Genomic DNA, 25,821 nt, shown 5'->3' on the forward strand with positions numbered 1-25,821 from the left:
CAGAAAGTTAAATATTCCATTACTAATGCTCTCACCACAAATAGAGTGGTATAGTTGACACTCAATTACGAACTGCCAAAGGAAGCCGCTTTGTTTTCTGATTTCGCTTTTATTCGCACCACATTGAGTGCTCGTTCTCTTGTTCAACGCCTAACCACAGCAATATTGGCTACATTGGTACTTATTCTGTCAGGTTGTAGTAGCGTACCGCCCACTCAAAAAAATTACTCTGTCGATTGGCAGAACCAGAAAACTGTACTTGAACAGCTCGACACCTTTAAAGCGACCGGTAAGATTGGCTATAAAGATCCAGAGCACCGCCAGTCGCTAAATTTCATTCTTAAACAGGCTAATTCTTTTAGCGAGCTCAAACTATTGTCCGTTTTTGGGCAAACTGTTCTCACTGTTCAAATGACGCCAACAGGCGCGATGGTGACCAATTCAGATGGCAAAGTTCAAACCGCACAACAAGCCAATGCCCTAATTCAAAACTTAACCGGCCTAGCCATTCCGGTGAGCCAGTTACCCGACTGGATTAAAGGTCTACCAACCCAAGCGGATAACGTCACATTCAATCAATCGAATACAGTTGAAAGTTTAAATAAAACGATCGATGGCCGCGATTGGACCCTGTCTTACTTAAATTATCAAAGCGTGATGAATCAACAACAAAGCATCACTTTGCCAAAACAAATGCTGTTACACCAAAGCGACACTGAAATTAAAATCTTGATCAGTAAATGGATTCTATAATGTCTCAACACTCAACGCTTACTCAGATTGGATGGCCTTCACCTGCAAAACTGAATTTATTTTTATATATCACTGGCCGTCTCGATAATGGCTACCATGAATTGCAGACCTTATTTCAATTCATTGATTATGGTGACACCTTAAAATTCTCCCCTAACCTATCAGGGAACGTCATCATTACTCCGGAAATTTCTGGGGTGCCACTGCAAAGCAATTTAATTTGGAAAGCGGCGCAAGCACTGAAAGATGAAGCTGAACGACAAGGCATATCAAATGCACAAGCTTTAGGTGCTGAGATTAATCTACACAAGGTACTGCCCATGGGCGGTGGATTGGGTGGAGGGTCTTCAAATGCGGCAACGGCCTTAGTGGTATTAAATACGGCATGGGACTTAAATTTCTCACTCGACAAACTTGCTGAACTCGGCCTTAGACTAGGCGCGGATGTGCCAGTATTTGTTCGCGGCCAAGCGGCATTTGCAGAAGGTGTAGGTGAAAAACTCACCGCAGCGACACCTGATGAGAAGTGGTATCTTGTGATCAAGCCTGAAGAAAATATTGCAACAGCAGAAATTTTCACTCACCCAGATTTAACCAGAAATACGCCAAAGCAAGATCTTACAACACTTTTGCAGCAGCCTTACGGAAACGATTGCGAAAAAATCGTCACTTTGCTCTATCCGGAGGTTGCTAAGCAACTTTCATGGCTGCTACAATACGCGCCGTCGAGATTAACCGGAACGGGTTCATGTCTTTTCGCTGAGTTTGATACTCAAGATGAAGCTGAATGTGTTCTTGCTAAATTAAACGACCAAACAGAATCAACCCTAACTAAGTTAAATACTCAAACTCAGTTAGGTAATAGTGTCTTCGGCTTTATCGCCAAAGGGGTGAATACTTCACCACTTCATAAGACTTTGGCTGACTACAAACAAGCCAACCACAACTCAATTTAAAACTGGACGCAACCCGAGGTTTCCACCGTGCCTGATATGAAGCTATTTGCTGGTAACGCCACACCTGAACTAGCCCAACGTATTGCAGATCGTCTTTACATTTCCCTTGGTGACGCAACTGTTAACCGTTTTTCTGACGGCGAAGTCGCTGTACAAATCAATGAAAATGTTCGTGGTAGTGATGTATTCATCATCCAATCTACCTGTGCCCCAACCAACGACAACTTAATGGAATTAGTCGTAATGATCGATGCAATGCGCCGCGCTTCTGCGGGTCGTATTACAGCGGTAATTCCTTACTTTGGTTACGCACGTCAAGACCGTCGTGTCCGTTCAGCCCGTGTTCCAATCACTGCAAAAGTAGTTGCAGATTTCCTTTCTAACGTTGGTGTAGACCGCGTTCTAACTATCGACCTACACGCAGAGCAAATTCAAGGCTTCTTCGATGTTCCTGTTGATAACATCTTCGGTACACCTGTACTTATGGAAGATATGAAGTCTCGAAACCTTGAAGATCCTGTTGTTGTATCTCCTGATTTAGGCGGTGTTGTACGTGCTCGTGCAACAGCGAAAATGTTAGACGATACGGACATTGCGATTGTTGATAAGCGTCGCCCACGTGCTAACGTTTCTGAAGTGATGAACTTAATTGGTGATGTTAAAGGTCGTGACTGTGTGATCGTTGATGACATGATCGATACTGGTGGTACACTATGTAAAGCCGCTGAAGCATTGAAAGAACGTGGCGCTAAGCGTGTATTCGCATACGCAACACACGCCGTATTCTCTGGTAAAGCTGCTGAAAACATTAAAAACTCTGTACTTGACCAAGTGATCATTACTGACTCAATCAAGTTATCAGAAGAGATGAAAGCAACGGGTAAAGTAACGCAGCTAACGCTTTCAAGTATGCTTGCTGAAGCTATTCGTCGTATTAGCAACGAAGAATCAATTTCTGCGATGTTTAACTAATTAGATATCGAATACATGAAAAAGCCACTTTACAAAATAAAGTGGCTTTTTTTATTTATTTCAGCCAATCATTGACTCTCTTAGCAACATCCTCGGTAAAGTTATCCGTCACCTCCTTCAAATGCGCTTTGGTTTCATTTAATTTACTCTCTAAATCATCTGATTTTTGGCTCATGTCATCCATAGAGTCCGCTTTTAATCGGGCTAATTCAGATTCGAGTTCTTTCTTTTTAGCTTCTAGTCGTGCGGCTAATTTCTGTTTTTCTGAAACCATAAAGCTCCCTTATTTTTTATGAGTGTCCCCTTCAATCTAGCATAAATATTTTAAAGTGATATTTTGCCTTTAAATTCAAAAACACTCCTGCGACATTGACTTATAAAATGTGTTATCATGCCGCGCTTTTTAAATTTGAAAAGAGAACTAGACTTTGACTCAACCTATCAAATTACTTGTTGGTCTGGCAAATCCCGGGCCTGAATATGCAAAAACACGCCATAATGCAGGTGCATGGGTAGTTGAAGAATTAGCTCGCGTCCATAACGTGACGCTAAAAGATGAAAGTAAGTTCTATGGCTACACCGGACGCATTATGGTTAATGGCCAAGATCTACGATTACTAATCCCGACTACCTTCATGAATCTGTCTGGTAAATCCGTGTCTGCTCTTGCGAAATTTTACCAAATAAAACCAGAGGAAATCATGGTTGCTCATGATGAACTCGACCTGCCTCCCGGTGTAGCAAAGTTTAAAAAAGGTGGCGGCCACGGCGGTCATAACGGCTTAAAAGATATTATTGCCAAGCAAGCCAACAACAAAGATTTTTACCGCCTTAGAATCGGTATTGGTCACCCAGGACATAAAGACCGCGTGGCAGGTTATGTACTCGGTAGAGCTCCTGCCAAAGAACAAGAGTTACTCGATGCAGTGGTCGATGAGTCAGTAAGAAGTTTAGACATCCTACTCAAAGACGGCTTAGCAAAAGCGCAAAATAGATTACATACTTTTAAAGCCGAATAAGTCGCTTTAAGAGTTATCAAATTACAACATAAGTCGGCTAACGATGCCGAATGAAAGAAGGTTAATATCATGGGTTTCAAATGTGGAATCGTCGGTTTACCAAACGTAGGTAAATCAACTCTATTTAATGCACTAACTAAAGCTGGTATTGAAGCGGCTAACTTCCCTTTCTGTACGATTGAGCCAAATACTGGTGTCGTACCGGTGCCAGATCTACGTCTAGATGCGTTAGCTGAAATTGTTAACCCTAAACGTATTCTGCCAACCACTATGGAATTCGTTGATATTGCAGGTTTAGTTGCCGGCGCATCAAAAGGTGAAGGTTTAGGTAACAAATTCTTAGCTAACATCCGTGAAACTGATGCGATTGGTCACGTTGTTCGCTGCTTTGAGAACGAAAACATCGTCCACGTTGCAGGTCGCATCTCACCAATTGAAGATATCGAAATTATTAACCTTGAGCTTGCTCTAGCCGATTTGGATAGCTGTGAACGTGCCATTCAACGCCAAGCTAAAAAAGCAAAAGGCGGCGATAAAGACGCAAAATATGAAATCACAGTATTAGAAAAACTACTTCCAGTATTCACTGAAGGTGGCATGGCTCGCTCTGTGGAACTAAGTAAAGAAGAACTTGCTGCGGTAGGCTATTTAAACTTCCTTACGTTAAAACCAACCATGTATATTGCCAACGTAAACGAAGATGGTTTTGAAAATAATCCATTTTTAGATCAAGTTCGTGAATACGCAAAAGACGAAAATGCCGTTGTGGTACCGGTTTGTGCAGCGATTGAATCTGAAATGTCAGAACTAGACGAAGAAGATCGTAACGAATTCTTAGCTGATTTGGGTATTGAAGAACCAGGCCTAAACCGCGTAATTCGTTCTGGTTATGAATTACTAGATTTACAAACCTACTTCACCGCTGGTGTACAAGAAGTTCGCGCTTGGACTATCCCTGTTGGCGCAACCGCTCCTCAAGCAGCGGGTAAAATCCATACTGATTTCGAAAAAGGATTTATCCGTGCCGAAGTGGTTGCTTATGAAGACTTCATCCAGTTTAAAGGTGAAAGCGGTGCTAAAGAAGCCGGAAAATGGCGCCTAGAAGGTAAAGATTACATCGTAAAAGATGGCGATGTTGTCCATTTCCGCTTTAACGTATAAATAACAAACATTATTTTTTTAACGTTTGTATAAAGCCAGCCATTTGCTGGCTTTTTTATTATTTGGATTAAGTCTTTGAAAGACGGTTCTTTTGAAAAAAATTCGCTTTAAGTACTAGTATTTGCTCACAAACAAAGCTTTTTGTTTAAAAAAAAGTCGAACAATTCAAGAATGCCAATTTATTAAAAAAAACTGTTGACGCTTGCGGCCCAGATACGCATAATGCGCTCCGTCCTTGAGGCACAGAACAACAAAGTTTAGGCTACGTAGCTCAGTTGGTTAGAGCACATCACTCATAATGATGGGGTCACAGGTTCGAATCCCGTCGTAGCCACCATATTTTAAACGATACTTTTATAAAGGATCGTTATTCGATAAGTAAGTTTAACCAATCAACTTACCATTAATATCGAAAAGCTAGGATTTATCCTAGTCACGAATTTGCGGTCGTGGCGGAATTGGTAGACGCACCAGATTTAGGTTCTGGCGCCGCAAGGTGTGAGAGTTCAAGTCTCTCCGACCGCACCATGATTTGTTGGGCTATCGCCAAGCGGTAAGGCACTGGCTTTTGATGCCAGCATTCCCTGGTTCGAATCCAGGTAGCCCAGCCATATTCTAAAGTGGCAAGTGTCCTTGTTAAGCCAATTGGCTTTTGATGTCGACACCAAAAGAGTTCCCTGTTTAATATCAGGTAGCCCAGCCATTTTTAAAGCTCCTAGGTAGCTAGTTTCTAGGAAGAGCAAAAAGCTCATAAAACGTTATTAAGATTATCCAATTATCTTTCTAACTATAAATTTCTTCTTATACTCAAAAAGAAGCGCTGCGGACGTGGCGGAATTGGTAGACGCACCAGATTTAGGTTCTGGCGCCGCAAGGTGTGAGAGTTCAAGTCTCTCCGTCCGCACCATTATTAAGATGGGAAACCATCATTGTTGGGCTATCGCCAAGCGGTAAGGCACTGGCTTTTGATGCCAGCATTCCCTGGTTCGAATCCAGGTAGCCCAGCCATTTTTAAAATCAAATGTCGTTTACGATATTTGATTCTCGAAAGCAAGTTTAACCAATCAGCTTGTTTTTTTATCGAGAAAATGAGAGTACTACTCTCAAACACGAACATGCGGTCGTGGCGGAATTGGTAGACGCACCAGATTTAGGTTCTGGCGCCGCAAGGTGTGAGAGTTCAAGTCTCTCCGACCGCACCATCATTTAACAAAACCCACTTTATTGTGGGCTTTGTTGTTTCTAGCCTTCATGATTTTATTTTTTCCATTCAGATCACCCTATCTCTGTAAATATTATTTTTCTTATCGGCTAAAACCCCGCAAAATGCTATTCGATATTTTCAACGAGAGATGGCAGGAAAGTAATGACAGATTTATCGCTTATCATTGGTGGTTATACCGATAAACATGAAGCTACAGGGCTGTACTTTGCACAAATAGATACCACAACTGGGCATCTATCCCTCAAGCCATCATCGATAGCTTTACGTCACCCTTCTTATTTCGATGTTCATAATCAAACGCTGACTGTTATTTCTGAAGTGCTCGAAACTCAAAAGCCCACTATTCAGCAGTACAGCTTACAAAACAAACAAAGCGAACTAGCAACAGAATTCTCATTATCTGGTAGTGCACCTTGTTATGTTCAACATCATCTTCAGCATCACTTAGTCACCACCGCTCAATATGGTTCTGGTCATATTGATGTTTTTGCTACTGATATCAATCACCATATCACTCAGCACTTACAAACGATCGATAGTCAATCTTTGTGCTCATCAGAAAATCAAGAATCACACGCTCATCAATCTCTGATTCTCAATGAGACAAAAACCTTAGTCACCGTTGATTTAGGTTGTGACTGTATCGGCTTTTTCCCATTTGATGCCACAGAACAAAAGTTCTCAATTGAGCAGCATTACTCCATCGAACTTCCCGATGAAAGCGGCCCGAGACATATGGTGTTTGATAAACAAGAACGTTTTGGACTAATCTTATGCGAGATCTCAGAACAGCTCATCACTCTATATAAGCCACAAGATAAATGGCAAGTGCTTTCCAGCCGACCTGCTTTCCCTAATACTCAAAATGGACAAGCAGCAGGCGCAATAAAATTTTCGCCAGATGAACGCTTTGTTTATCTAACAGGGCGAAGACAAAACCTGATCGCTTGCTTTGAGTTCAATAAGCAAACCGGGGAATCGAGTTATGTATTTTCGACTGATTGTGGTGGGGACTTTCCGCGAGACTTTGCTATTTCACCTTGTGGCCAGTGGCTAGTTATTGCCAATCAAAACAGCCATAACGTGGCAACCTACCGTAGAGATATTGCAACAGGGAAACTGGAAGATACGGGTTATAGGCAGAAGATGCCGTCACCTGTTTGTGTGAAGTTCAGCTGAGCCGAGACACGAGAATATATTATATGCAGCTTGAATAGAAACAAGCTGCACGACGACTTTATAGACCTAGTGCATACTTAAGCACTTGCTTCTTAACTTCACCAGAATGCTCAGCTGCTTTTAAGGCGACATTTCTAAGTAGTTTTAGTGGTGGGATATCATTACTGAACGTCTTATAGAAAAAATCCATTCCGCTTTGCATCAATAGATTATCCGTACGCCTTTGCTTCTGATAATCCACAAAAGCCTGCTCAGAATAGAGCCCTTTATCCGCAATCGTATCCAGCAGAACTGCGACATCTTTAAATCCTAAGTTAACGCCCTGTCCTGCTAATGGATTAATCGTATGCGCCGAATCCCCAACCAGTACACAACGGTTAGCAAAATACGATTGGGCATGACGACGAGTAAGAGGGAAAGATCCAGCTTGCAGAACCGTGACATCACCAAGCTCTTTAGGAAAATGTGTCAGCACTTCTTGGCGTAAAGCTTCCGGTGATAAGGATTGCAATTGTTTAATGCGCTTAGGACTGTCATACCACACCAATGAACCTTGCTGAACACCGTCACTCGTTGCAGCTAACGGCAAGAACGAGCGAGGGCCTGATGGAGTAAACCATTGCCATGTCACATCACGTTGAGAACCATCAGCTAAGTTTGGCAGCGCCACGTTAATCAGCATGCAACGTTGACGATAATCCCACGCGGTGATCCCGATATTCGCCTGTTGACGTACTTTCGAATTGGCACCATCTGCCCCTACTACCCATAAAGCTTCTAAACATTCGCCTGAATCCAAATGAACCTTGGTAGACTCAGCCAGAAACTCGAGTCTATCTAAGCTATTTGGGCACATGACCGTTAAATTAGGATAAGCATCAAATTGTTCCCACAAACCTAGCTGTAATAAGCGATTTTCAACCATATAGCCGAGCTTATCGAGATTAATATCATGGGCATGAAATCGAGTACGGCACTCAGGGTGCTCCCAAGTTTCGAGACCTAAGTATGGCGTAACCCGTTTATCTACTACTGATTGCCAAGCACCGAGTTGGGTTAGAAGATCAACCGAGGCTTTTGAAATGGCAGATACTCGTAAATCCATCGGCTGTGACGCTTCAAATGGCAATGGAGATTTGCCTTCGATTAAAGCTACTGTCTTTTTTTGCTTAGCAAGCCCGACCGCAAGAGCCGCCCCTACCATGCCACCACCAATGATCACCACATCAAACTTAGACATAACAAACCTCAAAAAAATATCTTATGAGCATTCTACTCTACCCTGCAAATTTTTCAGCCATGTGCCTCAAATTATTCAGTTTTCAGCAAGAACATCTCCTTACTAAAAATATGTCTATAATTCAATCAAGGCTTTGTACACTCTAAGATCTAGTCAGGTTGGATTTAAACCAGTACAATACGCGGCTTGCTAGATTTAAGCCTGATCTTTGAACAGCACTCAACTAGCATAACGATGAGCAAAAGCTCAACCCAACACTGATTTAATACGAGCGAATGTGAAATGAGTAAGAAACTGCTAATTAAAACTTGGGGCTGTCAGATGAACGAATACGATTCATCGAAAATGGCCGACCTACTTAATGCCGCAAATGGATATGAGCTAACTGAAGATCCAGCGGAAGCAGATGTATTATTACTCAATACATGTTCGATTCGTGAGAAAGCACAAGAGAAAGTTTTCCACCAGCTGGGTCGTTGGAAAACCTTAAAAGACAAAAAAGAAGGTGTGGTTATTGGCGTGGGTGGCTGTGTAGCGACTCAAGAAGGTGACCATATCCGTCAACGTGCGCCATTTGTTGATGTTATCTTTGGACCACAAACCCTTCACCGTCTACCTGAGATGATCAAACAATCGCAAGCCAACACTGGCCCTGTGATGGATATTTCATTCCCAGAGATCGAAAAATTCGATAGTTTACCTGAGCCTCGTGCTGACGGTGCAACTGCATTCGTTTCTATTATGGAAGGCTGCTCGAAGTACTGTACTTACTGTGTGGTACCTTATACTCGTGGTGAAGAAGTTAGCCGTCCAATGGACGATGTATTATTTGAAATCGCTCAACTTGCCGAGCAAGGCGTGCGCGAAGTTAACCTACTAGGTCAAAACGTTAATGCGTACCGTGGCCCGATGCACGATGGCGATATCTGTACTTTTGCTGAATTGTTACGTTTAGTGGCATCTATCGATGGTATCGACCGTATTCGCTTTACCACCAGCCACCCATTAGAGTTTGGTGATGACATCATTGCGGTATATGAAGATACGCCAGAGCTAGTGAGCTTCTTACACCTACCGGTACAAAGTGGTTCAGATCGCATTCTTACCATGATGAAGCGCCCACACACTGGCCTTGAGTATAAATCGATTATTCGCAAACTACGTAAAGCACGTCCTGATATTCAAATCAGCTCTGACTTTATCGTTGGCTTCCCAGGTGAGTCGAAGAAAGACTTTGAAGATACAATGAAGCTTATCAAAGATGTTGATTTTGACATGAGCTTTAGCTTTATTTTCTCTCCTCGTCCAGGTACGCCTGCGGCAGACTATCCATGCGATGTGCCTGAGTCAGAGAAGAAAGAAAGATTGTATGAGCTTCAACAACAAATTAATGCACAAGCTATGCGATACTCTCGCTTAATGCTTGATACTGAGCAGCGCATTCTTGTTGAAGGTCCATCGAAGAGAAACTTGATGGAATTACGTGGCCGTACAGAGAACAACCGAGTCGTTAACTTTGAAGGTTCAGCAGACTTAATTGGTCAATTTGTTGATGTTCATATTACTGAAGTTCACCCTAACTCACTTCGTGGTACTTTAATTCGTACTGAAGCGGAAATGGGCTTACGTTCTGCAGTATCTCCGGCTGAAATGATGAAAAAAACACGCAAAGAAGATGAATTAGGGGTTGTTACTTTCACGCCCTAACACCATCTTAGTATTAAGATAAGTTCAATAAAGCGGTTCGAATGGCTGATATCAAAAGCACGAACCGCTTATAGCGAGGGAAAACGTGAGCAATAAAATCGTAACGCTTGAAGTAAATCTAGAACCTTCCGATAACCACAGACTTTCGAGCCTTTGTGGCCCTTTTGATGACAATATCAAACACCTTGAACGTCGCTTAGGCGTTGAGATTAACCACCGCAGTAACTTCTTCACTATTACTGGCAAGCCTCATACTGCCGCAGCTGCGTTAGATATTATCAAAGATTTGTATGTCGATACGGCCCCTGTACGTGGCACGATCCCTGATTTAGACCCCGAGCAAATTCACCTCGCGGTAAAAGAATCTGGCATTCTTGAGCAACACCAAGAACAGCCGATGGAATACGGCAAAGAAGTCTTCATCAAAACCAAAAAAGGTGTGATTAAGCCTCGTACGCCAAATCAAGGTCAATACCTAGTCAACATGGTGACCCATGACATTAGTTTTGGTATTGGGCCTGCTGGTACAGGTAAAACCTACCTTGCGGTTGCCGCAGCGGTTGATGCATTAGAGCGCCAAGAAATCCGTCGTATTCTATTAACTCGCCCTGCGGTTGAAGCAGGTGAAAAACTCGGTTTCTTGCCGGGTGATTTAAGCCAGAAAGTCGACCCTTATTTGCGTCCACTTTATGATGCCTTATTTGAAATGCTGGGCTTTGAGCGCGTTGAAAAGTTAATTGAACGTAATGTCATTGAAGTGGCACCGCTTGCTTATATGCGTGGCCGTACTTTGAACGATGCCTTTATCATTCTTGATGAGAGCCAAAATACTACGGTAGAACAAATGAAAATGTTCTTAACCCGTATCGGCTTTAACTCACGTGCAGTGATCACTGGCGACGTTACCCAAATCGATTTACCTCGTGGGGCTCGTTCAGGCTTGCGACATGCGATTGAAGTACTGTCAGAAGTAGAAGACATCAGCTTTAATTTCTTCCTAGCCGATGACGTCGTGCGTCATCCTGTGGTTGCTCGTATTGTTAATGCCTACGAGAAATGGGAAGCGCAAGATCAAAAAGAAAAGAAAGCGATAGAAAAGCGTCGCCGAGAAGAAAGAGAACAACGTGAAGCTCAAGCAGCCGCGTTATTTACTGCTGCTAATCCTCAGCAAGAGCAAGATGCGGAATAATACAAACTATGTCTATTGAACTCGATCTTCAAATTGCAGTCGAAGAAACAACAGGGCTTCCTACAGAGGCCCAGTTACAACAATGGTTGGAATCGGCAATTACCTTATTTCAACCTCAAGCAGAAGTGACTATTCGCATTGTTGAAAATGAAGAAAGCCAACAATTAAATCGTGATTACCGAGGCAAAGATAAGCCAACTAACGTGCTATCATTCCCTTTTGAAGCGCCTCCAGGTATCGAAATCGACTTACTTGGCGATCTAATCATTTGTAAGCAAGTGGTTGAAGCGGAAGCAAAAGAGCAAAGTAAACCGCTGTCAGCGCATTGGGCGCATATGGTTGTACACGGTAGTCTTCATCTGCTAGGTTATGACCATATTGAAGATGAAGAAGCTGAAGAAATGGAAAGCATTGAAACCGAAATCATGCAAAAGCTCGGATTTGATGACCCGTACATTTCTGAAAAAGCATAGCAGAACCGTTACTTATTTTGATTGATATAATTTAATAATTATACCCAAAGTAATTGGAGTTGCAGTGAGGCGACAAGTGAATGAGGCCCCATGAGTTTAGCTTGTCTAAATGATTGGGGTGGATGAGCGCCGTCAACAAAGCTGCTACTTCAAGTACGAAGGGTATCGCGAGCTATCCGCTTTTGATAGCGTTAACGAAAGAGTAGACATGAACGACAGTACCTCGCCTTCACATAATGAAGGCAATAATGATAAATCTGAAGGTCCCAGTAGAAAATCCTTCTTCGAACGCCTAGCTCATCTATTTCAAGGTGATCCTAAAGATCGCCAAGAGCTCGTCGAAGTATTTCGTGATTCAGAAGAGAACGATCTGATCGATCCTGACACACGAGATATGCTTGAAGGAGTGATGGAAATATCGGAAATGCGAGTGCGCGACATTATGATCCCACGCTCGCAAATGGTCACTATTAGCCGTGACTATGACCTAGATTCTTTAGCGACCTTAATCATTGATGCGACTCACTCGCGCTACCCTGTGATTAATGAAGATAAAGACCATATCGAAGGTATTTTACTTGCCAAGGACTTATTACGTTACTTGGTGTCAGACAGTACTGAATTCATATTAAATGAAGTGGTACGTCCTGCGGTTGTTGTTCCGGAAAGTAAGCGTGTTGATCGCCTACTAAAAGAGTTCCGCGAAGAGCGTTACCACATGGCTATTGTGGTAGATGAGTTTGGTGGGGTTTCTGGCCTTATCACCATCGAAGATATTCTTGAAGAAATCGTGGGTGAAATCGAAGATGAATTCGATGATGAAGAAGCCGCCGATATACGCCAACTGAGCAAGCACACCTTCTCAGTTCGTGCATTGACCGATATTGATGATTTCAACGATGCCTTTAACACTAATTTCAGTGATGAAGAAGTCGATACTATTGGTGGACTGGTTACTCTAACCTTTGGTCACCTACCAGAGCGTGGTGAAGTGGTTGAACTGGATGGCTACAACTTTAAAGTGACGGCAGCAGACAACCGTAAAGTGATTCAACTACAAGTCACGATTCCAACCAACTCAGAAACCAATATCGTACCTGAAAGTAACGATTAGCAGCGAAGCTTCTCTAACCTAAAAAGCAATCTGAACCTATGAAAACAATTTGGATTCAGCGCATTGGGCGGCCTTTATTGGCCGCTTTTATTGGCGCGACAACTACCCTTGCGTTTGCGCCATTTTCTTATTGGCCAATTGCGATTTTTAGCCCTTTCATTCTACTGCTACTCCTTGATAAACAGTCCACTAAGTTTGGTTTTTGGATTGCTTTTGCTTGGGGCTTAGGCCAATTTGGCACAGGTATCAATTGGGTACATGTCAGTATAGATACCTTTGGTGGTATGCCTAAGATTGCCAGCGTAACTCTAATGAGTTTGTTGGTGGCTTACTTAGCGCTCTACCCAGCTCTATTTGGTGCCCTGCTCAACCGTTTCTTCCCGAAAACGACGACCCAGCGTTTAGTGATTGCCGCACCGATCATTTGGCTCATCACCGATTGGTTACGTGGTTGGGTAATGACTGGTTTTCCGTGGCTATGGTTAGGATACAGCCAAATAGATAGCCCGTTAAATGCGTATGCACCGGTCTCTGGTGTTGAAGCGATCACCCTCATGCTATGGCTTATTGCCGGTAGTTTAGCGCTAGTCGCCATAACAAGAAAATGGGCTTACTTGGCAATACCTACAGCTGTTTTCTTGGTCGCTTTTGCTTTAAACCAAGTTTCATGGGTAAAACCTGACCCTTCAACCAAAACCTCATTTGCACTTATCCAAGGCAATATCGATCAAAAAATGAAGTGGGTGCCTAGTCACCGCTGGCCTACCTTAATGAAATACACCGATATCAGCCGTGACAATTGGGGCACCGATATTATTATTTGGCCTGAAGCGGCAATTCCTGCGTTAGAATCTGATTTACCAGCATTTCTACATAATTTAGATACCGCGGCAAAAGCCAATAACAGCGCTTTAATTACTGGCGTGTTATCGCAAGATGATATGGGGCGTTTTTATAATAACGTTCTAACGCTTGGTCAAAATGGATTAGGCCCGTACGATTACGATACGGCTAAACGCTATAGCAAGCATCATTTATTACCTTTTGGTGAGTTTGTACCATTTGGAGACTTGCTGCGCCCTATTGCGCCTTTCTTTAACTTACCAATGTCCTCATTTGAACGAGGTAATTTCATCCAGCCTAACCTCATCGCCAACGGCCGCCACCTTGTCGCCGCTTTATGTTATGAGATCATATTCAGCGAACAAGTACGACAAAATGTTACGCCTGATACCGATTTCATCTTAACGCTTTCTAATGATGCTTGGTTTGGTAATTCAATTGGTCCACTACAACATATGGAAATTGCTCGTATGCGCGCCCTAGAGCTTGGTAAACCGCTTATTCGTGCCACCAACAACGGCGTAACGGCTGTAACAGATTACAAAGGTCGCATTACTAAACAAGTACCACAGTTCCAAACGGAAGTATTAAAGGCTGAAGTGACGTCAACATCAGGCAATACACCTTATAGAACCTTAGGCTCTTGGCTGTTGTACCTATGGTGTGCCTCGGGATTATTTGGTGTCTGGTTTCAACAGAAAAAAGCGAAGAAATAGCCTCAACTATGAATAGCTAGAATACTTCTAACTTCTAAAGATTAGGCTCCTTAAAAACACTAAAGCCGCTTAAGTGATTACACTTGAGCGGCTTTATAATTCCAATGATTGTTACCTTAAGCGACTTTTACGCTCGTTTTTTCTTGCAAGTCCAACATCGCTTTGACTTCTCCCCAATGATAATAATCTTGTTTATAAGCTAAGCTTCCCCATAAGGCATTGGCATTAGCGGTATCAATAAGCTCTTGAGGCAGTTCAACCGAATTCAATTGATGGCTGGTATTATCATATTGATAAGTTTCTACTGGCTTATCTGCCTTAAATACCACAACCTGATCATCGTTATTCATCCAACCAAAAGTATTATGATATTGCATCATAGCGCGAAGTTTTTCGCTTGGGATATCTTGCGTCATATCATGGCCAATCATAGGGCCGTAATTATCAATTCCAATAAGAGATAATAAGGTCGGTGGAATATCTATCTGACTAGCAATACGATCATCTTTTCTTGGCTCAATACCACCACCGAAAATAACCGCGGGAATATTAAAGTAGTCAACCGGAATCGCTTGATCGCCATATACGCGCGAATCGTGATCTGCCACCACCACAAATATAGTGTCATTCCAATAATCAGAAGATTTGGCTTTTTTAATAAACTCTCCAAAGGCAAAATCTGAATATTTAACTGTATTTTCACGAGTCGCTGCAGGTGAATTATACGGTTCAATTTTACCGTCAGGATATTCGTACGGTGAGTGGTTGGTAGTCGTAAACACAAAGCTAAAGAAAGGCTGACCGGTTGCATGACGCTCACTGAGTTGCTGATGGGTTTTATCGTAAAGATCTTCGTCACAAGCCCCCCAAGAACCGACAAATTGCGGCTTAATGAAGGTGGGTAAATCTTGAATGTCACAAAAACCATTTCCCAAACAATAGCCTTTCATATTATCAAAATGACTTTCACCACCATAAATAAACTGCGTATGGTAGCCGTGATAAAATAAGGTTTGCGCTATGGTATAAAAATTTTGCTGGCCTTTTGGTAGCTTAACAATCGCATTCGAAGGTGTCGGAGAAAAACCACTCGTCACCGCTTCAATTCCTCGAATAGAGCGAGTACCGGTTGCATACATGCGCGTAAAATACCAACTTTCTTCTAAAATCGCATCAAGATTCGGTGTAAGAGGCAAGCCACCAAGCCCTCCAACAAAGCGTGAGCCTAAACTTTCTTGTAATAAAATAACTAAATTCTTAGGCTTACCTTTATAGCTTGCAGATCGATGAACCAGAGTTGGTAATTTAGGGTGAGCATACTCATTGCTTGGCACATGGGTTGATTTTTGTATCAATTCAACGACTTTTTCTTGATTCATTTTTGGGTAATATTTGGCAGAATCTTGCTCTTTCGTCATTAACTTAATCGCATAGATAACTGAATAAGTCGAATTTAAAGCCATATCATTGATTAAATTATCATTGGAAAAGGCAATCATAGATGGATTAATTCCTCTATGCCCAAAACTTGAACGAGCCCCTAGAACACACAATCCAACAATCAAAAGGCCAAGCGGCAAACGCCAATACCATGCTAATGAGGGTAAATCGGAGACAATTAGGCCGCTAAAGATCCAACCTGCGTACAAGGATAAAGCGGAAATGATCACGCCAAGAAAGAGCTCTAATTTATAGCCTGTCCATAGCATGCTCATAACTTCTTTAGGATAAATAAGGTATTCCACAAAGAAACGATTTGGGCGTACGTCATATTCGTTAATAAACGTTGGCGTTGATATCTCCATGTATACTAGCAGCCATAGACCGGCAACTATCCAAACACGCAAGAAAGTAAGCCAGATATCATTGATAGGTTCTACGCCAGTTAGCAAACAAGTGAGCAAGCTTGGTAGGATTAATAAATAGCACATGGTCACGATATCCATACGTAACCCTGATAAAAAGATAGGCTTGACACCATTGGCATTTATCACCCGTTCACGCTTCCAATAACATAAACCAAGGCGAGAAAGTGCGAGTAAAATGATGCCGGCTGAGAATGTAGCCGCGATAGGAAACAAAACGCCTAACAGTGATTTCAAAACATCCATTATGTGTCTCAAATTAAAAAATGGGGCACATTACTAACATTATTATCTTTAGCAGTCCATTAAAGGGTGTTAATTTCAAGTTAAACCTACAAGATAAATAAAAAATGGACGATATAACGCCCATTTTCTGAAAAATCACGACATTTAAGGAACTTTTAGAAGCTTTTTAAAACACTGACTAATAAATCAATACGAGGTTTAATCGAATCAATCAGTAGGTATTCTTTATCAGAATGGAAACCAGCTCCCATTGGACCAAATCCATCTAAGGTTGGAATACCGACGTTCGCCGTAAAGTTACCATCAGAACCGCCACCAGCATCTTCCCAACCATATTGAATACCAAGTTCATCTGCTTTTTCGCTGACGAGTTTGATCATTTCTTCTGTCGCATCGGTTGGCTGCATCGATGGCTTGAACGCTAAACGATTCACTTCAACGCTTGCGCCTTTTTCAAACGGTGTTTTTGCCATTTCTCGCAACTTAGCATCAATGGCTTCCGCTTCTTCATTATTCCAGAAACGCAAATCAACGGTCGCTTTGGCGTAATCGGGTACTACGTTGACAGCAAGTCCACCTTCGATAATACCAACATTCATGGTAGTGCCGGTTTCTAGGTTCACTAGATCTTTAATCGCTAGTGACCAATGACTCAACTCATAAATTGCTGATACTCCATCTTGCAATGCAGAACCTGCATGAGAGGCTACGCCTTTGAACACTAATTCATATTTGGCATTGCCTTTACGTGAGCGAATTAAATTACCGCTCACACGGGCTGCTTCACACACTAATACTCGTTTACTTTTCTTTGCCATGGCTTCAATCCAAGGGCGTGAATACATAGAGCCAATTTCTTCATCACAATTTAATGCGACTAATATTGCCAGCTTATCTTTTTCTTCATCGGTGAGTTGTTGCAACGCATACCAAGCACTCAAAATGCCAGACTTCATATCTGAGGTACCTGGACCGTAAATCTTTTCGTTGTCAAAAGTCAGCGGTCGTTGTGCAACCGTGCCTTCAGGAAAAACCGTATCCATGTGACCGCTTAACATCACATCGTATTGTTCCGCATCTGGCTTATTGGTAATTTCCAAACATGGGCCCGCGTTATCATCAATATGATGACGAGTCACCGTAAAACCAATTTGTTCAAACATCGGAGTCAGAATATCGGCAATTTTCGCCACCCCTTGAGGAGTACGAGTACCGCAATCAACATTGACTAATGTTTCTAACTGTTGAATATAAGTTTTAAGATCAAATGAGTGAGACATAAACGCTCCTAAAAAATAAAAGCTCACAAACCTGTGAGCTTTTGAACATCAATTTATGATTAACTAGCCATCATTGGGACTAAGAACACAGTACCGATAATCACAGTGGCTAGGCCACAAATAACAGGCACGAACGTGCGTTTTACCACATCAAATGGGTTAACTTGTCCCATACCTGAAGTAGCAACAATAACCCCCGAAACTGGAGAAATTGTACGGCCTAAGTTTGAAGCTTGTAGCATTGGAATAATCAAGAACGCTGGGTTGATACCCATTTTCGCAGCAAGTGACGGCGCTAATTCAACAAACGCATAGAAAGAGGCATTACCCGAACCTGTTGCAATTGAAGCGGCCACCGTAATAGCAGTAAGAAGCAACATCAATGCCACTGCGCCCGCACCTGCGTTATCCGCAAGACCAAGTAAAGTATCAATCGCACCAACCGACATTAAACCTTGAGCAAATAAACCAGCACCAACTAATAGCATCACTACGCCTTTAAACGCATCCGCCATACCTTGGTAACATACTTCTAAATCTTCTACCGCTCTCTTACCATCAAAACGATTAGAAACGTAATGAACCACAGCACCAATAAAGATAGAAAGCACTACGATAGTATAAATATCTAATGTCATGCCTGGGATGGTTTCACCATTAAATAAGAACACACCCACAATTGGTAGGAATGGCAGAATAGAATAATAAGCTGGCGCGCTAGTATCAATATGAGAAATATCGACTTTTTCCATTGGCGTATTGTCTTTCTTATCTAGGTATTTGTTCCAGAAGAAAGCCGCAATCGCCATCACGATAATGGCTGAAATAGAGACAGGTAGTACGGTTTCAACCGCAAAAACGTGTAAAGGAATACCGGATTTCTGTGCCGCGATAACCACATCACCAGAGGTTGGCGATAAGATAATTGCAGCCGGAGAAGCACATACTGCCACTGCCGCAGGACGAGAAATGCCCATTGCCGTCATCATTGGGAACAATGTCGCCATTAACAGCACACCTAGTCCAGTTGCTGAACTTACCGCTAATGACATTAAGCACGCAACAATATAAGCCGCTACCAAAAGAACATAAGGTGACTTAATAAAAGATAGAGGTTTAGAAAACTGCTTCACAACAATGTTGTTAGCACCGATATGTGTCATGTAAGAAGCAAAACCACACAACAACATAATTTGTAAGCCTAAACCGCCATTATAACCTTGTAAGGTATTTTTTAAGAAAAACAGTGCATCAGTAAAAAAGCTACCGGTTGATTCCATACCTTCAGGTAGTACTGAGTGGCCTAATGGTTTGGCTAATAATAGTAACACCGTACCGGCAGTTAAGAGCACGCCAGTAGGCTTATAACCTTTTACAATAAAGTAGCCTACTGCAATGGTCACAACCAGACCAACTAATAGTTCTAACATAAGTGTTTGCCTTTTATCTTTTAGAAGTTTTTAGCTATACCCAAGTAGTTTGGGGATAAAACTTCTAATTTTTAGTAATTTTGATTGCAAGAAACTACCAAAAGGCAACACAGTAAATATTAATCTCTATCAATTTTTAGTCTTGTAGCGCTGAAATAAAGTGCTTCAATTCACATTTTTTGATTTATCGCATGAAACAAACTTGCTCATAATGTGATCAAGGCTTCAATGGAACCCGAGTAAATGCACCATTACCACACTGGACACAAGGGGTGATTTCACAAGGGTGGCTGTATTCCTGTCTATGGCCACATTTCTCACATACTAAAGCGCCCAACCCGATCACATCGCCAACTTCATAGAGTCCTTTATGCTCAATATCTTGAAACACTTCCATCCACTCGATTTGCGTTTTATCGGTAATATCAAGTAAGCCTTGCCAAATAGACTCAGCAATGACGTCTCTAAATGGGTCATTCGCAATCGCTTCTTTGTCTTTTTCATAATTTTCCGCAAACTCTTTAAGATCCGATTTCACATATCGACTAATAAGCGCGTACTCATCTTTGGTCATATCTTTAGTCGCTTTCCACATCTTCTTGGGCGTATCGAGCGCTTTATTTAGCTCTTCAGGCGTATGCTTTAAGCTTTCAATAATCTCTTCTAACAGCTTTTTATAGTCTTGATTACGCTTTGACATATTGCTCTCCTTAACCATCTAGTTAATTATATCTTGCCTAAAGCTTGTTTTATTCTTGTTGAAACCCGCTTCTTGAAGTTACTTAGGTATACAGGGTCACATTACCTATTGTTGTGCGCAACCCCTTTAAGGTATTCTATGCTGATCAAGTATTATCGGTTTTAACCGATCTCACAAATCTACGATTACCGGATATCATCGATGCAAGAGCATAAAGTGAAATTATCAGAACATTATAATCCTCAAGACATTGAGCCAAAGGTTCAACAACACTGGGATGACAGCAAAATATTTGAAGTAACAGAAGATCCAAGCAAAGAAAAATTCTACTGCTTGTCTATGTTCCCTTACCCAAGTGGCCGCCTGCACATGGGGCACGTTCGTAATTACACTATCGGTGATGTGGTTTCTCGCTACCAGCGTCTACAAGGCAAAAACGTAATGCAACCTATTGGTTGGGATGCGTTTGGTCTACCGGCTGAAAATGCTGCGGTTAAAAACAAAACTGCGCCAGCGCCTTGGACTTACGAAAACATCGAATACATGAAAAACCAGCTTAAACTCTTAGGCTTTGGTTATGACTGGAACCGTGAGTTTGCGACTTGTACACCTGAATACTACCGTTGGGAACAAGAGTTCTTCACTAAGTTGTATGAAAAAGGCCTAGTCTACAAAAAAACCTCTTCTGTGAACTGGTGTCCGAACGACATGACGGTTCTTGCTAACGAACAAGTAGAAGACGGTTGCTGCTGGCGTTGTGATACCCCGGTTGAGCAAAAAGAAATTCCACAGTGGTTTATTAAAATCACTGAATACGCACAAGAGTTATTAGATGACCTGGATAACCTAGACGGTTGGCCTGAGATGGTTAAAACCATGCAGCGCAACTGGATTGGTCGCTCTGAAGGTGTTGAATTAACCTTTAAAGTAAAAGACCAAGCTGATCTTGAAGTGTATACCACACGTCCTGACACGCTAATGGGTGTAACTTACGTAGGTATTGCGGCTGGGCACCCACTGGCTACCATTGCAGCACAAAATAACCCAGAGCTTGCGGCTTTCTGTGAAGAATGCAAAAACACCAAAGTTGCTGAAGCTGAACTCGCTACAATGGAAAAGAAAGGCATGGATACAGGCCTGACTGCCATTCACCCATTAAACGGCAAAGAAGTACCGGTTTATGTGGCTAACTTTGTATTAATGGATTACGGCACAGGTGCAGTAATGGCAGTTCCAGCTCACGATCAACGTGATTTTGAGTTCGCAACAAAATACGGCCTAAACATCGAAGCGGTCATTCTTGATGAAGACGGTAACCAACCGGACGTTTCTGAAGCAGCTTACACTGAAAAAGGTAAGTTATTTAATTCAGGTGAATTCGACGGTTTAGATTTCCAAGAGGCTTTCAATGCTATCGCTGCGAAATTAGAATCTGAAGGTAAAGGTAAGAAAACCGTTAACTTCCGTCTACGTGACTGGGGCGTATCTCGTCAACGTTACTGGGGTGCACCAATTCCAATGGTGACTACAGATGACGGTGAAGTACATCCTGTTCCTGCTGACCAACTTCCGGTCATCCTACCTGAAGATGTGGTAATGGATGGCGTAACTAGCCCAATTAAAGCAGACAAAGCTTGGGCAGAAACCACGTTCAATGGCGAACATGCACTACGTGAAACCGATACCTTTGATACCTTTATGGAATCTTCTTGGTACTACGCACGTTACTGTTCTCCACAAGCGGATGACATTCTAGATCCAGAAAAAGCTAACTACTGGCTACCTGTCGATCAATATGTGGGCGGTATTGAACACGCTTGTATGCACCTATTGTACTCACGCTTCTTCCATAAATTATTACGTGATGCAGGTTACGTGACTTCTGATGAGCCGTTCAAGCAACTGCTTTGTCAAGGTATGGTACTAGCGGATGCTTTTTACCACACTAATGAAAAAGGCACCAAAGAATGGGTTGCACCAACCGATGTAACCGTTGAGCGTGATGGTAAAGGTCGCATCGAAAAAGCGGTTGATAACCAAGGTCGTAACGTTGAGCACTCAGGCATGATCAAAATGTCTAAGTCGAAAAACAACGGTATTGACCCACAAGAAATGGTTGATAAATACGGCGCAGATACTGTTCGTTTATTCATGATGTTTGCTTCTCCTGCTGATATGACGCTGGAATGGCAAGAATCAGGTGTAGAAGGTGCAAACCGTTTCTTACGTCGTGTATGGAAATTGGTTGGTGAGCATACTGCTAAAGGTAATGTTGAAGCACTAGATGTTGCAGCGTTAACCGGCGATCAAAAAGCGCTGCGTCGTGATGTTCATAAAACCATTGCTAAAGTAAGCGATGATGTTGGCCGTCGTCAGACTTTCAACACTGCCATCGCCGCTATCATGGAATTAATGAACAAGCTAGGTAAAGCACCACAAGAAAACGCACAAGATCGCGCGATTCTTGATGAAGCGTTAAAAGCGGTTGTTCGCATGCTTTATCCTATCACTCCACATATTTGTCATGAATTATGGAACGCTTTAGGTGAATCGGATGTCGATAGCTGTGAGTGGCCAACATTTGATGAAAAAGCCTTAGTGGAAGATGAAAAACTCATCATCGTTCAAGTGAATGGTAAGTTACGCGCGAAACTAACGGTTCCTGCGGATATTAGTAAAGATGATATTGAAGCGATGGGCTTAAGAAATGAACATGTGACTAAGTTCACTGATGGTTTAACGGTTCGCAAAGTAATTTACGTACCAGGTAAGCTATTGAATATCGTTGCTAACTAATCATAAGCACAAATAAAAATTAAAAGTGTAGGCATCGCAAGGTGCTTACGCTTATCTTATAGGTTTTGAACAAAAGAATTTATAAGATAAGCACCGTACGTATATACCCAAAGTAATTGAAGTTGCAGTGAGGCGACAAGTGAATGAAGCCTCATGAGCATAGCTTGCCTATGACTTTCTTTATAAAAAGATAGGGAGGTGAATGAGCGCAGTCAACAATGCTGGAGCTTCAAGTACGAAGGATATTATATTTAAATCGATTTGAGGTACTCATTAGTGGCACATTTGTTTTCTCGTTCTCATGTTCGTCTTCTTGCCATTATCGGCCTAGCCATGATGACCAGTGCATGTGGCTTCCACTTCAGAGGCAGCTATCTACTACCCGAAGAAGTTTCAACCATTTCCGTTACCAGTTTTGACTCTTATAACCAAATTACTCGTGATGTAAAAAACCAATTACGCCTTAACGGTGTGGATGTTGTCTCACCAGGTTCCAATATCACTAACCTACATCTAATAAGTGAAGCCGCCAATGATGACAGTGATAATGGTCGAACCTTATCCTTGTACCAAAACTCACGAGCGGCGGAATATGAATTGTCTTACCGCGTGTCTTACCGTGTGTCGGTTCCGAGTTATGACAAAAAAACCTTTAACGTCAATATTACTCGTAGTTACTTAGATAACCCATTAGCCGCATTGGCAAAATCGGTTGAACGAGATCTGATTGTTGAAGAGATGCGAGAGCAAGCCGCTGAGCAAATTCTCCGTCAAATGGCACGTTTGAAAGCCCAACTCATCGTTACTCCAGCAGGAAGTGATGAATTACAAGATTTCCCAACCGATATTGATGGTACTAAGAATCAACCAGAAACCATCACTATTGATGAAGGCGTAGAACAAACGACTTCTACCAGTGAAGTATCAAGCGCTAGTAAAGTATCAAGCGATAGTGACGAGTCTGTCACCAGCGATTCTCAAACTGAAACGCCGTAATCACCATGCGTATATTTGCCGATAAACTGGCTGAAAATCTAGAACGAAAATCCTTCCCTATTTATTTACTAATGGGGAATGAGCCTTTATTGCTGCAAGAAAGCAAAGATCTTTTGTATAAACAGGCCAAAGAGAAAGGCTTCTTAGATAAACAGCGATTTACTCTCGACAAGCAAGTTGATTGGAATCAGATATTTGATTGCTGCCAAGCGTTAAGCTTATTTTCTAATCAGCAGATTATTGAGTTAGAAATTCCAGAAACAGGTGTCACCGCCGCGAACGCCAAAGAACTGGTTAACTTAGCAGACATGCTAAATCCTGACATTTTATTGGTCGTGATTGGCAATAAGCTGTCGCGTACTCAAGAAAATACCAAGTGGTTTAAAGCTCTGCATCAAAATGGTCTACTAGTTAGTTGTAATAGCCCGGAGTTGCGCCAGTTACCACAGTTTGTCCAACAACGCTGTCGTAAATTAAAACTCACGCCCGATGCCGAAGCTGTACAAATGCTGGCGCAATGGCATGAAGGTAACTTACTGGCACTGGCACAAAGCTTAGAGAAATTAGCATTATTGTACCCAGACGGTAATCTGACCCTACCAAGAGTTGAGACATCACTAAGCCGACACAACCACTTTACCCCTTTTCAATGGACCGATGCTCTCCTCGCCGGGCAAGCCAAACGAGCCCAGCGAATCTTGCGTCAACTACAAGCAGAAGGCCAAGAAGCGATCATATTACTGCGCACCATACAAAAAGAGCTCTTTCTACTCATCGAAATGAGACAAGCTTTTGATCATGGCGCAGTTCTCGGTAAAATATTTGACCAACATCGAATCTGGCAAAACAAACGCCCGCTGTATACATCGGCACTACAACGATTAAACTTAACGTTTTTGCAAAAACAAGTTCATCTGTTGTGTCAATTAGAACTGTCGGTCAAAACAACGTTTGATCAAGAACCCTGGCCAAAGCTCAGCCAACTATCCATCGAACTATGCCAACCGACAGCGGCGTTATCTCGTTTAGATCAACCTATTTGACCACTAGATAGATTTTCAATTCGGTGGTTTCTTTCCAAACCCGGTATTTCCCCTTACCATTAAGAAGTACCATTAAATACCATATTAAAGAGGCAATACTTTGCAACTGAATGAGTTAAAAGATTTTCTTGCTGATAAAGCAGATGACATGAAAGCTGAAAACATCATAACGCTAGATGTTAAAGGCAAATCAAGCATAACTGACTACATGATCGTATGTACTGGCACCTCAAAACGCCACGTCGCTTCAATTGCAGATAATATTGCGAAAGAAGCAAAAATCGCCGGCATTGAAGCTTTAGGTATTGATGGTGAAGAAGAAGGCGAATGGGTCGTGGTAGATATGGGCTCAGTCATGGTTCATATCATGCAAGAAGCCTCTCGCGATTTATACCAATTGGAAAAACTGTGGGGTTAACCCCCTACCACTCTGTTGGAGCCAGTAAGTGAAAATTCAACTTATTGCAGTCGGAACCAAGATGCCCAAATGGGTAGATGATGGTTTTTACGAATATCAGCGTCGCTTCCCAAGTGATATGCCGTTTGATTTAGTCGAAATTCCAGCCGGAAAACGTGGTAAAAATGCCGATATTGCAAGGATTCTGCAAAAAGAAGGCGAAGCGATGCTAGCCGCTGTACCTAAAGGGAATCGCATTATAACATTAGACATTCCAGGCAAACGTTGGGATACCGGTCAATTGGCTTCTCAACTCGATGCTTGGAAACTAGATGGTCGTGATGTGTCGATTTTAATTGGTGGTCCTGAAGGACTTGCGCCAGCGTGTAAGGCTGCTGCCGATCAAAGTTGGTCATTATCACCACTTACTTTGCCACACCCAATGGTTCGCGTGATTATGGCTGAAAGCCTATACCGAGCTTGGAGCGTCACAGCTAATCACCCGTACCACCGAGAATAAT

The 25,821-nt window shown here is 42.3% G+C and carries 22 protein-coding genes and 6 tRNA genes; 22 read left to right on the forward strand and 6 right to left on the reverse strand.

The features are described from left to right. The first annotated feature begins 90 nt into the window (after positions 1–90). From lolB to K358_RS0114495, 3 genes are read left to right on the forward strand one after another with little or no spacing between them, the layout of a single operon-like run. On the forward strand, positions 91–753 hold the full coding sequence (gene lolB / locus K358_RS0114485) for a lipoprotein insertase outer membrane protein LolB (RefSeq protein ID WP_051241337.1): 663 nt from the start codon (positions 91–93) through the stop codon (positions 751–753). Beyond that, positions 753–1,709 (forward strand): 4-(cytidine 5'-diphospho)-2-C-methyl-D-erythritol kinase, encoded by a 957-nt coding sequence (gene ispE, locus K358_RS0114490; RefSeq protein WP_027697492.1) that lies wholly within the window; start codon positions 753–755, stop codon positions 1,707–1,709. The genes lolB and ispE overlap by 1 nt, the downstream gene beginning before the upstream one ends. Positions 1,710–1,736: 27 nt before the next feature. Further along, positions 1,737–2,681, forward strand: a complete 945-nt coding sequence (locus K358_RS0114495) for a ribose-phosphate pyrophosphokinase (protein ID WP_027697493.1) — start codon at positions 1,737–1,739, stop codon at positions 2,679–2,681. A gap of 55 nt (positions 2,682–2,736) precedes the next feature. Here K358_RS0114495 and K358_RS0114500 read toward each other — a convergent pair whose 3' ends face one another. Continuing rightward, complete coding sequence (locus K358_RS0114500) at positions 2,737–2,955, reverse strand: hypothetical protein (RefSeq protein WP_027697494.1); 219 nt, start codon at positions 2,953–2,955, stop codon at positions 2,737–2,739. Between the two features lie 154 nt (positions 2,956–3,109). Between K358_RS0114500 and pth the strand changes: the two genes are divergently transcribed. The 9 genes from pth to K358_RS18605 all read left to right on the forward strand — a co-directional run bounded on the left by pth (position 3,110) and on the right by K358_RS18605 (position 7,265). After that, a complete protein-coding gene (gene pth, locus K358_RS0114505; protein ID WP_027697495.1) occupies positions 3,110–3,700 on the forward strand; it encodes an aminoacyl-tRNA hydrolase in 591 nt (196 codons plus the stop codon). 69 nt (positions 3,701–3,769) lie between these two features. Beyond that, on the forward strand, positions 3,770–4,861 hold the full coding sequence (gene ychF, locus K358_RS0114510; protein WP_027697496.1) for a redox-regulated ATPase YchF: 1,092 nt from the start codon (positions 3,770–3,772) through the stop codon (positions 4,859–4,861). Positions 4,862–5,121: 260 nt separating this feature from the next. Continuing rightward, positions 5,122–5,198, forward strand: a tRNA-Met gene (locus K358_RS0114515). A gap of 106 nt (positions 5,199–5,304) precedes the next feature. Then, positions 5,305–5,389: transfer RNA gene (locus tag K358_RS0114520), tRNA-Leu, on the forward strand. An 8-nt stretch (positions 5,390–5,397) separates the two neighbouring features. After that, positions 5,398–5,472: transfer RNA gene (locus tag K358_RS0114525), tRNA-Gln, on the forward strand. A 211-nt stretch (positions 5,473–5,683) separates the two neighbouring features. Continuing rightward, positions 5,684–5,768: transfer RNA gene (locus K358_RS0114530), tRNA-Leu, on the forward strand. Between the two features lie 26 nt (positions 5,769–5,794). Continuing rightward, positions 5,795–5,869, forward strand: a tRNA-Gln gene (locus K358_RS0114535). Between the two features lie 109 nt (positions 5,870–5,978). Continuing rightward, positions 5,979–6,063 (forward strand) — tRNA-Leu (locus tag K358_RS0114540). A 164-nt stretch (positions 6,064–6,227) separates the two neighbouring features. After that, on the forward strand, positions 6,228–7,265 hold the full coding sequence (locus K358_RS18605) for a lactonase family protein (protein ID WP_051241339.1): 1,038 nt from the start codon (positions 6,228–6,230) through the stop codon (positions 7,263–7,265). Positions 7,266–7,323: 58 nt separating this feature from the next. Here the strand turns inward: K358_RS18605 and K358_RS0114550 are convergent, their stop codons facing one another. Continuing rightward, on the reverse strand, positions 7,324–8,505 hold the full coding sequence (locus K358_RS0114550; RefSeq protein ID WP_027697497.1) for a 2-octaprenyl-3-methyl-6-methoxy-1,4-benzoquinol hydroxylase: 1,182 nt from the start codon (positions 8,503–8,505) through the stop codon (positions 7,324–7,326). Positions 8,506–8,787: 282 nt separating this feature from the next. Here K358_RS0114550 and miaB point away from each other — a divergent pair, with 282 nt between their 5' ends. From miaB to lnt, 5 genes are all read left to right on the forward strand, one after another. Beyond that, positions 8,788–10,212, forward strand: a complete 1,425-nt coding sequence (gene miaB / locus K358_RS0114555; protein WP_027697498.1) for a tRNA (N6-isopentenyl adenosine(37)-C2)-methylthiotransferase MiaB — start codon at positions 8,788–8,790, stop codon at positions 10,210–10,212. Between the two features lie 85 nt (positions 10,213–10,297). Then, the gene (locus K358_RS0114560) at positions 10,298–11,401 is read left to right on the forward strand and encodes a PhoH family protein (protein WP_027697499.1); all 1,104 of its coding nucleotides are present in this window, start codon (positions 10,298–10,300) and stop codon (positions 11,399–11,401) included. Between the two features lie 8 nt (positions 11,402–11,409). Next, positions 11,410–11,874, forward strand: a complete 465-nt coding sequence (ybeY, locus tag K358_RS0114565; protein ID WP_027697500.1) for an rRNA maturation RNase YbeY — start codon at positions 11,410–11,412, stop codon at positions 11,872–11,874. Positions 11,875–12,082: 208 nt separating this feature from the next. After that, complete coding sequence (corC, locus tag K358_RS0114570) at positions 12,083–12,988, forward strand: CNNM family magnesium/cobalt transport protein CorC (protein WP_027697501.1); 906 nt, start codon at positions 12,083–12,085, stop codon at positions 12,986–12,988. A 38-nt stretch (positions 12,989–13,026) separates the two neighbouring features. Next, on the forward strand, positions 13,027–14,547 hold the full coding sequence (gene lnt / locus K358_RS0114575) for an apolipoprotein N-acyltransferase (RefSeq protein ID WP_027697502.1): 1,521 nt from the start codon (positions 13,027–13,029) through the stop codon (positions 14,545–14,547). Between the two features lie 116 nt (positions 14,548–14,663). Here lnt and K358_RS18610 read toward each other — a convergent pair whose 3' ends face one another. From K358_RS18610 to K358_RS0114595, 4 genes are all read right to left on the reverse strand, one after another. Further along, positions 14,664–16,658, reverse strand: a complete 1,995-nt coding sequence (locus tag K358_RS18610) for an LTA synthase family protein (RefSeq protein ID WP_083962840.1) — start codon at positions 16,656–16,658, stop codon at positions 14,664–14,666. A gap of 155 nt (positions 16,659–16,813) precedes the next feature. Then, positions 16,814–17,938 carry a M20 family metallopeptidase gene (locus tag K358_RS0114585; RefSeq protein WP_027697503.1) on the reverse strand — a complete coding sequence of 375 codons (1,125 nt, stop codon included), beginning with the start codon at positions 17,936–17,938 and terminating at the stop codon, positions 16,814–16,816. A gap of 59 nt (positions 17,939–17,997) precedes the next feature. Beyond that, positions 17,998–19,368: an anaerobic C4-dicarboxylate transporter DcuC gene (gene dcuC / locus K358_RS0114590; protein WP_027697504.1), complete on the reverse strand. Its 1,371-nt coding sequence runs from the start codon at positions 19,366–19,368 to the stop codon at positions 17,998–18,000. Positions 19,369–19,585: 217 nt separating this feature from the next. Beyond that, positions 19,586–20,068, reverse strand: a complete 483-nt coding sequence (locus K358_RS0114595) for a zinc ribbon-containing protein (protein ID WP_027697505.1) — start codon at positions 20,066–20,068, stop codon at positions 19,586–19,588. A gap of 201 nt (positions 20,069–20,269) precedes the next feature. On the opposite strand from K358_RS0114595, the gene leuS reads away from it, so the two are divergent. From leuS to rlmH, 5 genes are all read left to right on the forward strand, one after another. Next, the gene (gene leuS / locus K358_RS0114600) at positions 20,270–22,864 is read left to right on the forward strand and encodes a leucine--tRNA ligase (protein ID WP_027697506.1); all 2,595 of its coding nucleotides are present in this window, start codon (positions 20,270–20,272) and stop codon (positions 22,862–22,864) included. Positions 22,865–23,140: 276 nt separating this feature from the next. Then, a complete protein-coding gene (locus K358_RS0114605) occupies positions 23,141–23,860 on the forward strand; it encodes an LPS-assembly lipoprotein LptE (RefSeq protein WP_027697507.1) in 720 nt (239 codons plus the stop codon). 5 nt (positions 23,861–23,865) lie between these two features. Beyond that, complete coding sequence (holA, locus tag K358_RS0114610) at positions 23,866–24,903, forward strand: DNA polymerase III subunit delta (protein WP_027697508.1); 1,038 nt, start codon at positions 23,866–23,868, stop codon at positions 24,901–24,903. 100 nt (positions 24,904–25,003) lie between these two features. Beyond that, entirely contained in the window at positions 25,004–25,321 is a 318-nt protein-coding gene (gene rsfS, locus K358_RS0114615; protein WP_027697509.1) for a ribosome silencing factor, read from the forward strand. 28 nt (positions 25,322–25,349) lie between these two features. Further along, the gene (rlmH, locus tag K358_RS0114620) at positions 25,350–25,820 is read left to right on the forward strand and encodes a 23S rRNA (pseudouridine(1915)-N(3))-methyltransferase RlmH (RefSeq protein ID WP_027697510.1); all 471 of its coding nucleotides are present in this window, start codon (positions 25,350–25,352) and stop codon (positions 25,818–25,820) included. Position 25,821 lies beyond the last annotated feature (1 nt).

The sequence above is a fragment of the Vibrio litoralis DSM 17657 genome (genome assembly GCF_000426765.1).
GTDB lineage: Bacteria > Pseudomonadota > Gammaproteobacteria > Enterobacterales > Vibrionaceae > Vibrio > Vibrio litoralis.

What these genes read in the sequence shown, in the direction of transcription:
- ispE (WP_027697492.1), top strand. Translation starts at nt 753, where the DNA reads ATGTCTCAACACTCAACGCTTACTCAGATTGGATGGCCTTCACCTGCA.
- K358_RS0114500 (WP_027697494.1), bottom strand. Translation starts at nt 2,955, where the DNA reads ATGGTTTCAGAAAAACAGAAATTAGCCGCACGACTAGAAGCTAAAAAG.
- ychF (WP_027697496.1), top strand. Translation starts at nt 3,770, where the DNA reads ATGGGTTTCAAATGTGGAATCGTCGGTTTACCAAACGTAGGTAAATCA.
- K358_RS18605 (WP_051241339.1), top strand. Translation starts at nt 6,228, where the DNA reads ATGACAGATTTATCGCTTATCATTGGTGGTTATACCGATAAACATGAA.
- K358_RS0114550 (WP_027697497.1), bottom strand. Translation starts at nt 8,505, where the DNA reads ATGTCTAAGTTTGATGTGGTGATCATTGGTGGTGGCATGGTAGGGGCG.
- miaB (WP_027697498.1), top strand. Translation starts at nt 8,788, where the DNA reads ATGAGTAAGAAACTGCTAATTAAAACTTGGGGCTGTCAGATGAACGAA.
- ybeY (WP_027697500.1), top strand. Translation starts at nt 11,410, where the DNA reads ATGTCTATTGAACTCGATCTTCAAATTGCAGTCGAAGAAACAACAGGG.
- corC (WP_027697501.1), top strand. Translation starts at nt 12,083, where the DNA reads ATGAACGACAGTACCTCGCCTTCACATAATGAAGGCAATAATGATAAA.
- lnt (WP_027697502.1), top strand. Translation starts at nt 13,027, where the DNA reads ATGAAAACAATTTGGATTCAGCGCATTGGGCGGCCTTTATTGGCCGCT.
- K358_RS18610 (WP_083962840.1), bottom strand. Translation starts at nt 16,658, where the DNA reads ATGGATGTTTTGAAATCACTGTTAGGCGTTTTGTTTCCTATCGCGGCT.
- K358_RS0114585 (WP_027697503.1), bottom strand. Translation starts at nt 17,938, where the DNA reads ATGTCTCACTCATTTGATCTTAAAACTTATATTCAACAGTTAGAAACA.
- dcuC (WP_027697504.1), bottom strand. Translation starts at nt 19,368, where the DNA reads ATGTTAGAACTATTAGTTGGTCTGGTTGTGACCATTGCAGTAGGCTAC.
- K358_RS0114595 (WP_027697505.1), bottom strand. Translation starts at nt 20,068, where the DNA reads ATGTCAAAGCGTAATCAAGACTATAAAAAGCTGTTAGAAGAGATTATT.
- leuS (WP_027697506.1), top strand. Translation starts at nt 20,270, where the DNA reads ATGCAAGAGCATAAAGTGAAATTATCAGAACATTATAATCCTCAAGAC.
- holA (WP_027697508.1), top strand. Translation starts at nt 23,866, where the DNA reads ATGCGTATATTTGCCGATAAACTGGCTGAAAATCTAGAACGAAAATCC.